Source organism: Rhabdobacter roseus (assembly GCF_014202275.1).
Classification (GTDB): Bacteria; Bacteroidota; Bacteroidia; order Cytophagales; family Spirosomataceae; genus Rhabdobacter; species Rhabdobacter roseus.
Map to the genome: position 1 here is coordinate 141317 of NZ_JACHGF010000005.1, position 14189 is coordinate 155505.

Below are 14189 nucleotides of genomic sequence, written 5' to 3' on the forward strand. Positions count from 1 at the left end.
CAGACTGCTATCCGGAAGCCGGACGGCCTGGCAAGAAGAAAAAAGTAAAGTAGTTTTCTATTGCATAGAGTAATGGGTTTACAAAAAATTCAAAGTACAATTTTACAACCATAAAGTGCCATAATCTTTCCGGCTATTGATTACTTATGACTGTTTTTTGATATTTTTGGTAAAATAGTAAGAACAATTTAAGTAAAATAAAGCCAATTAGGCACTTGCAGTGTGGAGGAACTCTAAAGAAGGGAGGATATGAGACCGGAGCGGATTCGTCAAGAATTGCCCTACTTTTATTCTTAAGCCAAATCTATTTAGTATTTACCATACATTTTATAAAAAACTTTAAATAATAAAGAATCTACTTATCTATTACGGATACATGGGTCATAAAAAATCCCACTAGCACACGCGTTAGTGGGATTTTTTATGACCTAAGCTAAATGTAAAGCAGGAGGCATTCCAAAGCAGGTTAGGTACGACCTACTGCTTCTTATCCTTGGCGGGTACTTCGGGCGTGGGAGGTACTTCGCCCGCTTTTAAGAAAGCCGCAACGGCCGTCTCGTCCAGCCCGTTGATGATCTCCAGGTTAGGCCGCGCCTTGCGAAGCGCCACAATGCCGCTATCCGATACCGCTGACTGCCATATATAAACGCTTTTCAGGCCTTTCAGGGCGGCCAGCTCTTTCAGCCCGGCGTCGGTCACTTTGGTACCGATGAGGTTGAGGTACTCCAGGTAGGATAAGTTGGTCAGTTTTTTCAGGCCTGCATCCGTGATGGCCGTATGCTCTAAGTGTAATTTATTGAGATTTTTAAGCTTGGCTACTTCCGCCATGGCGGCGTCGGTGACCTGGGTACGGCCTAGCTTCAGCCATACGACCTGCTCCGACAGCGGGGCCAGCAAGGCCACCTGCCCATCGGCCAACGATGGCGCGTTGACGGCGCTCACCTCCACCAGGTTTTGTCCCTGGGCCAAAGGCATCACGAGCAGGTTCACTTTTTTCAACGACTCCACCGCCTTGGCGTCGGGCGCAGGTACCTGTAGGCTCAGCACCGCCGACTGGCTGCCCTCCGTCGACTCCGGCTCCTGCCCACCCTTGCTCAAAGTAGCCAACGCGGGCTTTATGGCCTCATTGACTTGGAGCTCGGCCACTTTTTTATCGGCGGGTGCGCCCTGGTCAATCCACCAGCTTAGCAAGTCAATCTGCGCGTTGGTCAGCTGCGTTTTGCCTTTGGGGGGCATGTGCTTGTCGTCTTCCAGCGGCAGCAGGCAGCGCTTGACCAGCTCGCTCTCAGCGCCTTTCCCAACCACAAATACGGCCCCATTTTCGCCTCCCTTCATCAACTTGTCCAGGCCATCCATGCGCAGGCCTCCCTTTTGTTTGGAGGCATTGTGGCACTGCACGCACCGGACGTTCAGGATCGGCTGCACGATGTCCTGGTACACCAGTGCCTGCTCTACGTTGGCGATGGGTTTTAGCTCGGTGATCTCCTCGGCTCGGGGCGGCAGCCCCGCCAGCCCCCGGAAAGGCTCCGGCGTGTACTGCGTCAGGTACCCGTCGCCGTGGGTAAGCGAGCCGCCCTTGTGCCCCGCCAGCATGGTAAGCAACGTAGCAATGCCCAGCGCCGGTACGTAAAAGAGCGGCCCGAAAGGTACTTTGTCGGCAAAGCGCTCGGACTTGACCAGCCAGGCTACCCAGGCCAGAATCGCCACCCAAATACCCTGCCACTTGTGGTCATTGAGGAGCTGCTCTTCGTAGCCGCCGCCCAGCGAAAGCAGGTAGCCCGCTACGCAGGCCAACGTAGCCCCCAGCGCCGACCACAGCAATACGAAGGCAATGGTGGAATCACTGACGGCGATTTTACCACTCCGTCGCCCCATTTCGAGCAGAGCAGCCAGCAATAGAAAACCAATGGGTAAATGAACCAGAACCGGGTGAAAACGTCCGAAAAAAATAGCCCAATCAGAGACCTGGAGGAGAATAGCAATCAACATACGTTACGAGAGAATAGGTACTTGTGCCCAATCCGGGCCGCCCACCTAGTTTGTGTATTATAAAGCGTAAAGGGCTTACGATGTACTCAATCTAAAAAATATAAACTTTGCGCGGGGTAGCAGGCATTCCGCTTTTCTGCTAAAATTCCGCTAGGCCAAAATGGGCTTGACTACCTTCCCTGCCGTGTCGGTAAGGCGGAAGTTGCGTCCCTGGAACGGATACGTGAATTTTTCGTGGTCAAAACCCATCAGATGCAGAATGGTAGCTTGCAGGTCGTGGACGTGCGTGCGGTCTTTGACGCCGTAGTAGCCCAGCTCGTCGGTTTCGCCGTAGCTGATGCCTGGCTTCACGCCGCCACCGGCCATCCATACCGTAAAGGCCTCCAGGTGGTGGTCGCGGCCCATGAAGGGCAACGTTTGTCCGTCGCGGTTTTCCTGCATGGGCGTCCGGCCAAACTCGCCACCCCATACCACCAGCGTTTCGTCCAGCAGGCCGCGCATTTTCAGGTCCTGCAGCAATGCGGTTACGGCCTGGTCCGACTGGCGGCATTTGTTCATGAGGCCAATCTCGATGGCGCCGTCGGAGCTGGTACCGTGGGTATCCCAGCCCCAGTCGAAGAGCTGCACGAAGCGCACGCCGCTTTCTACCAGCTTACGCGCCAGCAGGCAGTTCATGGCAAAGGTACCTTCGCCGGGTTGTACGCCGTACATATCCAGTACGTACTGCGGCTCTTTGGATACGTCCATCACGTCGGGTACCGACATCTGCATCCGGAAGGCCATTTCGTACTGGCTGATCCGGGTCAGAATCTCGGGGTCTTTTACTTCCTCGTAGGTTTTTTGGTTAATCTCATTGATGGCTTCGATGGTTTGCTTGCGGAGGTCGCGGTTCATGCCGCTGGGGTCCGAAACGTACAGCACGGGGTCGCCGCCGGTACGGCATTGCACGCCCTGGTACACCGTAGGCAGGAAGCCACTCCCCCACACGCTTTTGCCGGCGTCGGGCTGCTTGCCCCCGGAGGCCAGGACGATAAAGCCCGGGAGGTTTTGATTCTCCGACCCCAACCCGTAGACCGACCACGCCCCCAGGCTGGGGCGCCCCAGCCGCGCGCTGCCCGTGTGCATCAGGAGCTGCGCGGGCGCGTGGTTGAACTGGTCGGTGTACATGGCTTTCAGAAAGCTTACGTCGTCGGCCATGGTTTGGAGGTAGGGCAGGTAGTTGGAGATCCAGGCTCCCGATTGCCCGTGTTGCTTAAATTGCCCCTGCGGACCGAGCATCTTAGGTACCCCCTGGATAAAAGCGAATTTTTTACCTTCCAGAAACTCCGCCGGACAGTCCACGCCGTGGTACTTGGCCAGCTCGGGCTTGTAGTCGAAGAGCTCCAGCTGCGAGGGCGCACCGGCCATGTGGATGTAGATCACCCGCTTGGCCTTAGGCGCAAACTGGGGGAGCCGCACGTCCATGGAGTTGGCCAGCTCGGCGGAGGCCGTCACGTTTCGCGGCTCGGAGCCGCAGGAACCCAGCAAAGCTCCCAGCCCAATCGCCCCCAGCCCAAAGCCACAGGTTTCCAGAAAATGACGCCGCGTCTGGCGTTGCAGATCGGCCTGCTGGAGTTCTTTTAGTAGCTTCTCCATCCTTAAATAGTATTTGTATTGTTAAAGTACCCCAAGGTACCTGCTTAACTGGCAAGCCTGGGTACTTGTATTTCTTTTCTATTGAATTACCTTACTCCTTCGTCACGACCTCATCCAGGTTCAGCAGTACGTTGGCGGAAACCGTCAACGCCGCCAAACCGGGCGATTTTTTCTCGCCAAAGGTCAGCAGGCTATCCACTTCGTTTGGCTTCTTTTTAAATTCGGCCAATGCATGGTTATAAACCTTCAAAAGTACCCCCAGACGCTGCTCGTCCAGGCGGCGGTAGGTCAGCAGCCGGTAGCCTTCGGTAAGTTGCTGGGCGGGCGTTTTGCCCCGTTGCTGCATCGTTTCGGCCAGTTTCTGCGCCGACTCCAGGTACACCGGGTCATTGAGCGTGACCAGCGCCTGCAGCGGGGTGTTGGTGCGGATGCGCCGCGACTGGCAAAACTCCCGGCTGGGGGCGTCGAAGGTGACCATCGACGGGTACGGAGCGGTGCGCTTCCAGTAGGTATAGAGCGCCCGGCGATAGCGGTCTTCGCCCTCGCTAAGCTTCCAGCTTTCGCCGCTGTAGGGCGACAGCCAGATACCCTGCGGCTGCGGCGGCATCACGCTGGGGCCGTACATTTTTTTGGATAAAAGTCCGCAGGCGGCCAGGGCCTGGTCACGTACCTGCTCGGCGCTCAGGCGTACCCGTGGCCCGCGCGACAACCAGGTGTTGTACGGATCTTTTTCCAATTTCTCGGGCGAGGCCTCCGAGCTTTGCCGGTAGGTGGCCGACATCACCATTTGCTTGAGCAGCCGCTTGACGCTCCACTGGTAGTCTTCCATGAACGTGGCCGAAAGCCAGTCGAGCAGTTCGCGGTGCGTAGGCTCGATGCCCTGCGAGCCCAGGTCTTCGACGGTTTCCACCAGCCCCGCGCCAAAGAGCTGCTCCCAGAACCGATTCACGATGACCCGCGCCGTCAGCGGATTGTCCCGGCTCACCGTCCAGCGGGCCAGGCCCAGGCGGTTGCGGGGGAACTCTTTCGGCAGCGCGGCCAGCGAATGGGGTACATCCGGCTGCACTTCGGGGCCTTTCACGAGCCAGTTGCCGCGCTCAAAGACCTGCGTTTTGCGGGCCAGGTCGCCGGTACCTTCCCAGAAGATGGGGGTACTTTCGGTGCGGCTGGCCAGTACTTTGGTGTAATCATCCAGCACGGCCGTATAGGTAGGTAGTAGTTCGCCGGGCAGCGCTTCCTGAAAAGCCACCCATTTGATCTGCACCCACTTGGTAGGCGTAGTAGGGCTATCAAACGACAGGTACAGGTCGTGCTTGCCCTTTATGGCCGGCATGGGAAGGATGGATACCGTGTCGCGCTGGGGTACTTTGGTTTGTAAAAGTACCCTGCCGCCCAGCGAGTCGAGGGAAAGCGTCATGGTGGCCCCTTCGGCTCCGGTGCTGCTCTGCATCACAAAGCGGTTCTTGCCCGTCAGGGTCACGCCCGGTATGCGGCCCGAGCCCTGGTGCTGCGCGCCAAAAAACTTGGCGTCCAGCAGGGAGGCCTTCACGTACTGATCGAAATCGTGCGAGTTGATTTTGGGCTCCATCACCCGCATAAATTGCACATACTCACGCGCCTTTTGGGGCTGGTGGGTACTTATCCAGGCTTTTACCCGCTCCACCCGCGCCGAGTCTTCGCCTTTATAAAACCGCAGCGTGGGCGTTTCGGTCGTCACGTCTTCGTCGCGCGTGTTGTTAAAGAAAGCCATGTACTTGTAGTAATCCTCGTGCCGGAAGGGGTCGTACGGGTGGCTGTGGCACTGCACGCAGCTGAAGGTAGTTCCGCCCCATACCTCCCAGGTGGTATTGACGCGGTCGATGAGCGCCGCCACCCGAAACTCCTCGTCCTGGGTACCTCCTTCGTCGTTGGTCATGGTGTTGCGGTGGAAGCCCGTCGCCACCAGTTGCTCGTCGGTGGCGTTGGGCAGCAGATCACCGGCCAGTTGCTCCACCGTAAACTGACTGAAGGGTTTGTCTTCGTTAAAGGACTTAATGACGTAGTCGCGGTAGCGCCAGATGCTCCGCCCCGGATCGCGCTCGTAGCCTTTGGTGTCGGCGTAGCGGGCCAGGTCCATCCACATGGCGGTCCAGCGCTCCCCGTAGGCGGGCGCTTTCAGCAGGCGGTCCACTACTTTTTCGTAGGCGTTGGGCGAGGTGTCTTTTAGGAAGTCGGCTACTTCTTGTTCCGTAGGTGGCAGGCCCGTCAGGTCCAGGCTCACCCGCCGGATCAGCGTAGCGCGGCTGGCTTCGGCGGCCGGAGACAACTTCTGCTCTTTGAGTTTCTGGATGGTAAAGGGATCAATCTCGTTTTTGACCCATTCGGTCTCGTTGTTTTTGGTTACCCCCAGCCTCGACCAGAAAGTACCCACCGAAGGTACCTCGGGTTTTTCCACGCGCTGGTACGCCCAGTGGTCGCCCCAGGTAGCGCCCTGGTCGATCCACTTCCGAAGTACCTCCACCTCGTCGTCGGTCAGGGGCGGGCCGTCTTTGGGCATTTTCTCGTCGGGGTCGTCGGTCAGGATGCGCCGGATCATCTCGCTGCTGGCGGCGTCGCCGGGTACCACCGGCCGCTTGCCCGACTTGCCAGGCTCGATGATTTCTTCCTCAAAAAGAAAGCTCACGCCACCCGCCTTTTTCACCCCGCCGTGGCAGGCCATGCAGTGTTTGTTCAGGATAGGTTTTACGTCTGCGTTGTAATCTATCTTATCCCGAAACAGCCCCAGCCACGAAAACGAGGAAAGAAGCACTATAACTATCCCACAGAGGAGAAAAAACGTTTTTTTCATTAGCCTTACTATAGAAGATACGCTACCGAGCTAGTTATAAAACCGATCGGCCTACTTTAAAAGTATAAAAGCCAGCCTTTTTAATGGTCTTTCCTCAATTAGTTTCCTGCTTTTTCTCCGCTTCTCCGCAACCGTGCAAGGTACCTTTTTAAGGTATAGACGAAAGTAGGGGTAGTTTGCCCTAGTTGGGTGATCTTATCTGAGCCAATTTAATAAATCCACCGCCCTATTTCACTAATTTAACCCAAACGGTTATAGTTAAAATGTACTATCCATATAACCGCCACTTATAGCTAAACAACTATAAATGAATATACTATATCAAAACTAAGATTATTATTAAAAAGTACCCTTCAAAAAATCCTATTCTATTTTTTTCGGCATCGTACCAGTTCCAACCAATCTAACGGCATTTTTTAAGCCCACAAAACCAGTAGAGTATCTTTTAACAAAATTTTTATTAGCATAATCCAATTATATTTCGATTAATTCTAGATCGACCAACTTTTATTGTAAAAACCGAAAAATAATACCCTTAATATTTTGCATCATTTCGTTTTAACAATATATTTGATCTGTCAATTAAGAAAAAGCGACGACTTCTAAACCGACAAGTACCTTCCAGCCGCACTCGAAGTACTTGTAATTTAAGGTAGTCGGAACGAAGGCCCGCCGATTCACTAACTACGTGAATGGTAACAGCCCGTCATCCGATCTGCCTAGCACATTCATAAAGATATTATTCTGTACAAGCGTGAACGAGCAGCCTCGTTGATGGTGGGTATTTTATTGTCTGTAAACTACCCCCTTTCGCCAGCTGATCGTCCTCGACGGTGAGGATAACAGGGCTTTCCGGAAAAGCAAAAACAGGTCAAGATTATGGCTGTGGCGGTTGCGTGCTCGTGTGTGCGGCCCATGAACGCGCTGACTTGCCACAGTCATAACTTTCAGTACTTACATCACAACCTTAACACATTCTTCTGTCTGTTCACCAAATTGATATTCCTCATGAAGAAAACTGTACTTCTATTTATATGGGGCTGTTTGATCGCTACCGTTGGTACGGCGCAGGTGCGTCAGATCAAGGGTAAGATCACGGCCGTCGAGGATGGGCTCGGTTTGCCGGGTGCCTCTATTATATACAAGGGTACCAATATTGGTTCCAACACCGACGCCGATGGTAACTTTGCGCTCACCGTACCCGACGATGGGGTGCTGGTGGCGTCGTTTGTAGGCTATTTAACCCAGGAGATCGCCATTGGTAGTCAAACGCAGTTTGACATCAAGCTGGTCGCGGACATGCGTCAGCTGTCAGAAATCGTCGTAACGGCTTTTGGTATTGAGCGGGAGAAAAAAGCCCTGGGTTACACCGTGCAGGAAATTAAAGGAAGTGCGCTGACCGAGTCGCGCTCAACGAACGTGGCGAACGGGCTTTCCGGTAAAATCGCCGGGGTACGTATCCAGTCCAACGGCGGCCCTGGTAGCGGCTCTACCATCCAGATACGCGGGTCTTCGTCGATCTCCGGCAATAACCAGCCGCTGATCGTCATCGACGGGGTACCTATGCAGCAAAGTGGCAACCGAACCATGGGAGGAGGAATATCTGAGGTGAACCCGGACGACATCAAAGAAATGTCAGTACTGAAAGGACCCAACGCCGCGGCTCTGTACGGATCACGCGCTGCCAACGGCGTTATTCTGATCACGACCAAGAACGGACAAGGTACCAAAGGGCTGGGCGTGGAGGTCAACTCCAACGTGACCTTTGAGCGGCCCTGGGTGAAGCCTGACTTCCAAAATACCTACGGCGGTGGCAACGGCTACCGTACCTGGTACAGCGATGGACGCAGTGGCTCTATTACGAACCCGCTCGAAATCCAGCAGTACCGCGCCGTCTACGACGCTCGCTACCCGCTCACCGGCACGGCCGGTACCGACGAAAGCTGGGGAGCACCCCTGGACGGCCGTCTGGTACGCCATTGGTGGAGCGGCAACGAGGTAGCGCCGCTCACGCCCCAGCCCAACAACTGGGAAGAGTACTGGAACACGGGCTCGACGATCAACAACAGCGTGGCCCTCTCGGGCGGTAACGACAAAGGCTTTTTCCGCCTGGCCCTTTCTCGCGTGGATCAAAAGGGGATCATGTATTACAACGACTTTCACCGCAACAACTTCCGGATCAACTCGGGCTATAACCTGGCCAAAAACGTCAGCGTGACCATGTCTGGTGAGTACATCAAGTCGGGCTCGACCAACCGGGGCTACCAGTCGGGCCAGCAGTTTATCTGGTCGCACCGCCACATCTCCTGGGCTCAGCTGCGCGACTACGAAAGCTACATCGGCGTACACAACCAGCGCCAGGTAGCCAATCGGCCCGCGGATAACCTTCCGCCTAACTGGCAACATACGTTTTTCCTGAACCCTTTCTTTTCTAATAAAAAACTCCCGTACGGCAACGACAAAGACCGGCTTCTAGGAAACGTGGCGCTTAACTACAAAATAGCGCCCTACCTGAGCCTGATGCTACGGACGGGAACGGACGTGTGGAGCGACACCCGCATCAACATCACCAACTTCGAGCGCATCGGTAACGGAAACCGCACGCCGGGTAGCTTCAACGAAGAGGTACTTCGCAATCAGGAAAGCAACTCGGATGCTATCCTGACGTTTAATAAAGACATTACGCCCGACATCACCACCAACGTGCAGGTGGGGGGGATTATCCGGAGCAACTACTACAAGCGGAACTACTTCAACGTGGGAGAGCTCGTTGTGGATGGGATTTACAACGCCGGTAACTCGGTACCCAGCCTGAACACCATCCAAAGCCGGATCGAGCGGTCGCAGGTACAAAGCTTGTTTGGCGCAGCCAACTTCGGCTGGCGCAACATGATCTTCCTGGATCTGACCGCCCGCAACGACTGGTCAAGTACCCTCCCCAGCAGCGCCCGTTCGTACTTCTACCCTTCGGCCTCGGTGAGTGCCGTAGTCACGGAGCTGCTTAATCTGAACAGCGACGTGCTCAGCTTTGGCAAAGTCCGCGCCAGCCTGGCCCAGGTAGGTAACGACGCCGATCCGTTCCGTCTGGCCCAGACGTTTACGGCCAATGGCTCCTGGAACGGCTCTCTCTCTAAATTTACCGAAAGTACCGAAATCGCGAACTCTTCGCTGAAACCCGAAATCACAACCGGACTGGAGTTAGGAGCCGACCTGCGGTTTATGCGCGGCAAAATTGGCCTGGACGTAACCTATTATAGCCAAACGACCCGCAACCAGATCCTGGGCGTGGAGATCTCGAAAGCCAGCGGCTACGACCGCCGCGTACTGAACGCCGGAGAGGTAACCAACAAAGGGATTGAAATAGTGCTGTCCGGCAGCCCGGTAAAGCTGGCCAATGGTTTCTCCTGGGATGTGTCGCTGAACTTTGCCCGCAACCGCAACGAGGTGGTTGAGCTGGCCGAAGGCCTTACGACCTACATCCTGGCTACGCAACGGGGGATGACGTCCGAAGCCCGCGTAGGACAGCCCTACGGTACCCTGTACGGCGTGGCGTTCCTGCGCTCACCGGACGGCCAGATCGTGTACGGCGATAACGGCCTGCCCCGCCTCAACCCCACGCAACAGATCATCGGAAACATCCAGCCCAACTGGACCGGCGGTATGTTGAATACCTTCTCTTTCAAAGGCATTACCCTCACGGCCCTGGTGGACGTGCGCATGGGGGGCGACATCTTTGATGAAGGTACCGGCACCGGCCGCTGGACGGGCCAATACGCCGAAACGGCCCTGGGACGCGAGGAAGGCGTTATTGGCAAGGGAGTACGTGAAATCAAAGGCGCCGACGGCTCGGTGAGCTACATCCCGAACGACATCATCGTGACGGCGAACCAACTCTACGCTTACAACAACCCCCGTAACTACCACGAAGCGGCGATCTTCGACGCCAGCTACGTCAAGCTGCGTGAGCTGTCGCTGGGCTATAACATTCCGGCATCGCTGCTCAAAAAGATTCACATTCAATCGGCCAAGGTATCGCTGGTGGGACGTAACGTGTGGATGATCTTCAAAAACACGCCCCATGTCGATCCTGAGTTTGATGCCAAAGGAGGCAACGGACAAGGTTTTGGGTACGGTGAGCTTCCCAGCTCCCGTAGCTTAGGGATGAACCTATCGTTCTCTTTCTAATCACGTAGCCCCAGATTGACTAAAAAAAAGTTTATCCTATGAAAAGAATACTAAACTATAAGATGGTTTGCGCGACCGCACTCGCCGGGCTACTCACCATCAGCAGCTGCACCGACGGCTTTGATAAAATGAATACCGATCCCAACAGCCCGACGGCCATTGGAGCGCAGTACCTGCTTCCTACCGGACTGGAAGCCTCCATCGACCGTTACTGGGGACACCGCACGCGCTTTGAGCGGATTAACATCGATGCCGCGGAGCTGTACGTGCAGCACCTGACCCGCAACATCTACTCCAACGAAGGCGATGACTACACGGTATCGCCCGCGCTGGTGGCCAACAACTGGAAAGGCTTCTTCAATGACGCCCTGCTGAACTTTCAGCGCATCATCATCCAGTCGGCACCGGATGGTACGGCCCCCAACGCCAACTACGAAGGCGTAGCGCTGGTGATGCGTACCTGGGTGTTCTCGCTGCTCACGGATATGTACGGGGCCATTCCCTACTCGGAAGCCATTAAAGGCACCTCGGGTGAGCCCATCTACACGCCTAAGTACGATGCCATGGAGCAGGTGTACGCCGGTATGCTGAACGACCTGAAAACCGCCAACGAGAAGCTAAGTACCTCGGGACCGGCCATCGCGGGCGACATCTTGTACAGTGGCGATATTCTGAAGTGGAAAAAGTTTGCTAACTCACTGCGGCTGCGACTGGCCAACCGCCAGGCGGCTAAGAAACCCGCCGAGTCGCGGGCGATCTTCGCCGAAATCCTGGGTGACCCGGCCAAGTACCCTATCTTCACGAGCAACGCCGACAACGCCCAGCTCAACTGTACCACGGTACTGCCCAGCAACAACGAGTGGCACCAGGTGATGATCCAGGACGGCCGGACCGACTGGAACATCAGCAAAACGCTGGCCGACAAAATGAATGCCCTGGGTGATACCCGCATTACGGTGTATGCCAACCCCAACAAGGATGGCAAGTACGAAGGCCACGCCAACGGACTACCTGACGCCATCGCCACCGGGTACCTGGCTACCAGCTCTACCATCGGCAACTACTTTACCCGGGCCAATGCCCCGGAGGTAGTGATGACGCTGTCGGAACTGAACCTGATCCTGGCCGAAGCGGCCCTGGACGGAGACATTCCGGGTGGCGACGCCCAGGGGTACTTTGAAAAAGGCATCGCGGCTTCCTTTACCCAATTTGGCCTGACGGTACCTGCCAACTACCTGGCCACCGTTGGCCCTGTTACCCGCGAAAAGGTACTTGACCAAAAGTGGATCGCTTTGTTTGGCCAGGGGGTAGAGGCCTGGATCGAATGGCGTCGTACGGGCTTCCCCGTATTTCCTACCCCGGACTCACGCGCTATTCTGCAAAACAACGGCATACTACCTACCCGCTTCCCCTACCCCAACTCCGAGTATTCGCTCAACGAAGCCAACGTCAAGGCGGGCGAAGCACTCAACGGCGGCGCGAATACGATGCAAACCAAACTTTGGTGGGCCGAGAAATAGGAACGCAACCCGTACGTAGTTCACCGAAAAACAGCATTTCACTATGAAAAAAATACTTATCCATTGCTTATCCGCAGCTTGCCTGCTTTCAACGGCTCTTTTTGTTACTTCCTGCAAAGTGGATGATCCCTTCGTGGATCGGGTGGTAGCGCCCGTGCTGGTAGACATCGTAGGGGCTCCCTACGCGGCTCCTTTCGGAGCAGAACCTACCGTGACGTACCCAGCTACCGACGCCCGGGTAATTCTGACGGCCCGCCTCCTCGAACTCGACAAAACCAATATCCTGGATTATACCAAGGGTATTGATTCCATTCCGGTTGCTAATATTGCCATGAAGATTACCCTCCGCACCGGTGCTACGCTGGGCGAAGTAACTTCGGATGCCAACGGAATGGTAAGGCTCGAAAAAACCTGGGCAGAACTAGGCGTAGCGGCACCGCGGGCCGGTTCGAATGTGAGAATATCCTGGACCGGGAGCTATAAAGGAATTACGTTTACCCGGCTGTCTCAAGTACAGGCCAGGTAGTCAACTGGACTTGCTATACCTGCTGGTCTATACATACATAGAGCCAGCAGGTATAGCATTTTCTCCGAAAAAATTGAATCAAAATATTGAATACTAATTCATTAGGCGTTAAATTACTCTTGTCTTAGAAAGTACTTGTCCTGTTTACTATTTACCTATCAACCAACATCTAGTCACAATGAATCAAAAACTTAACCGCCGCGACTTACTCAAATCTGGTTTGATGACCCTGGGTGGCCTTGCCGTAGCCCCTCACCTGACCGCCGGTGCCTTCGGTGACTCGTCCCTTACGCTGGACCCCGAGCAGCGGATCTACCGCAGCCCGATGGTACGCGAGTACTTTCTGGACAATACGAACGCTCCCAAAATCGTGGCGAAACTCAACGCCAACGAAAATCCCTACGGTCCGCCCATGTCGGCCCGGAAAGCCGTGGCCGAATCGGTTGAACGCGGCAACCGCTACGCCTGGCAGGAAATGTACGACCTGATCGGAAAGATAGCCAAGAAAGAAGGCGTTACGCCCGAACATATCATGATGGGCCCCGGCTCTTCGGACCTGCTGGAAAAAGTAGCGCTGGTACTTTTCATGAACGGCAAAGGCAACGTCGTGTCGGCTGATCCGTGTTACATGTCGCTGGTCAACGTAGCCAAAACCGTCGGCGCGAGCTGGAAGGCCGTTCCGTGTACGTCTGACTGGTCACACGACCTGAAGGCCATGGAAGCCGCCGTCGACAGCGAGACCAAACTGGTGTATATTTGTAATCCCAACAACCCCACGGGTAGCATTACGTCCGGCAAAGAGCTGTTGGATTTCTGCTCGCGGGTTTCGGAAAAAGTACCCATTTTTGTTGATGAAGCTTACATTGAACTAGCCGTTGGCGCCGATACCCAAAGCATGGTGTCGCTATTGGCTCAGAAGAAAAACGTGATCGTAGCCCGTACCTTCTCCAAAATCATGGGAATGGCGGGTATCCGCGTAGGGTACATGGCCGCACAGCCGGAGTTCCTGGCGCAGATCCAGAAAATCACGCGCGGGGGTATGGGTATCTCCTACACCTCCATTTTTGCCGCCTCCGCCAGCATGGACGACACTGAGTTTCAGGTAACAACCCGCAAGCTCAACCACGAAGCCAAGCTATACCTCTACGAAAACCTCGACAAGATGGGCTACAAGTACATTCCTTCCTATACCAACTTCGTGATCTTCCCGATTGGGATGTCAGGGCGGGATTTGCTCTCTAAGATGTCGGCCAAGGGCATTGGTGTGCGGGCGTTTGAAATCCAGAACAAGCCGTGGTGTCGGGTGAGCATCGGTACGATGGACGAAATGAAACTCTTCGTAGGTGCCTTGCAGCAAATAAGCTAACACGGAGCCGGGCTCTCCTGGCGTGGAAGGCCCGCCCAACCCTCACACAAGCGTAGTCTCTCGATCAGGTAGAAAGGTCCCTGATGGGAGGCTACGCTTTACCCACTACCTAATCAAACATCCTGGTTTTCAGGATTAATT

At 55.1% G+C, this 14189-nt stretch carries 7 protein-coding genes; 4 read left to right on the forward strand and 3 right to left on the reverse strand.

All coding sequences use genetic code 11. The features are described 5' to 3' along the window. Window positions 1–477: 477 nt before the first annotated feature. From HNQ92_RS16905 to HNQ92_RS16915, 3 genes are all read right to left on the reverse strand, one after another. The gene (locus tag HNQ92_RS16905) at window positions 478–1989 is read right to left on the reverse strand and encodes a c-type cytochrome domain-containing protein (RefSeq protein WP_184175320.1); all 1512 of its coding nucleotides are present in this window, start codon (window positions 1987–1989) and stop codon (window positions 478–480) included. A gap of 150 nt (window positions 1990–2139) precedes the next feature. Further along, entirely contained in the window at window positions 2140–3624 is a 1485-nt protein-coding gene (locus tag HNQ92_RS16910) for a DUF1501 domain-containing protein (protein ID WP_184175322.1), read from the reverse strand. A gap of 91 nt (window positions 3625–3715) precedes the next feature. Then, entirely contained in the window at window positions 3716–6451 is a 2736-nt protein-coding gene (locus HNQ92_RS16915; RefSeq protein WP_184175324.1) for a DUF1553 domain-containing protein, read from the reverse strand. 1008 nt (window positions 6452–7459) lie between these two features. Between HNQ92_RS16915 and HNQ92_RS16920 the strand changes: the two genes are divergently transcribed. The 4 genes from HNQ92_RS16920 (at window position 7460) to HNQ92_RS16935 (ending at window position 14048) form a co-directional block, all read left to right on the forward strand. Further along, window positions 7460–10636, forward strand: a complete 3177-nt coding sequence (locus tag HNQ92_RS16920; protein WP_184175326.1) for a SusC/RagA family TonB-linked outer membrane protein — start codon at window positions 7460–7462, stop codon at window positions 10634–10636. Window positions 10637–10674: 38 nt separating this feature from the next. Then, a complete protein-coding gene (locus tag HNQ92_RS16925) occupies window positions 10675–12156 on the forward strand; it encodes a SusD/RagB family nutrient-binding outer membrane lipoprotein (RefSeq protein WP_184175328.1) in 1482 nt (493 codons plus the stop codon). Between the two features lie 43 nt (window positions 12157–12199). Beyond that, window positions 12200–12682 (forward strand): hypothetical protein, encoded by a 483-nt coding sequence (locus HNQ92_RS16930; RefSeq protein WP_246440322.1) that lies wholly within the window; start codon window positions 12200–12202, stop codon window positions 12680–12682. A gap of 178 nt (window positions 12683–12860) precedes the next feature. Continuing rightward, window positions 12861–14048: a pyridoxal phosphate-dependent aminotransferase gene (locus HNQ92_RS16935; RefSeq protein WP_184175330.1), complete on the forward strand. Its 1188-nt coding sequence runs from the start codon at window positions 12861–12863 to the stop codon at window positions 14046–14048. The last annotated feature ends 141 nt before the right edge of the window (window positions 14049–14189 follow it).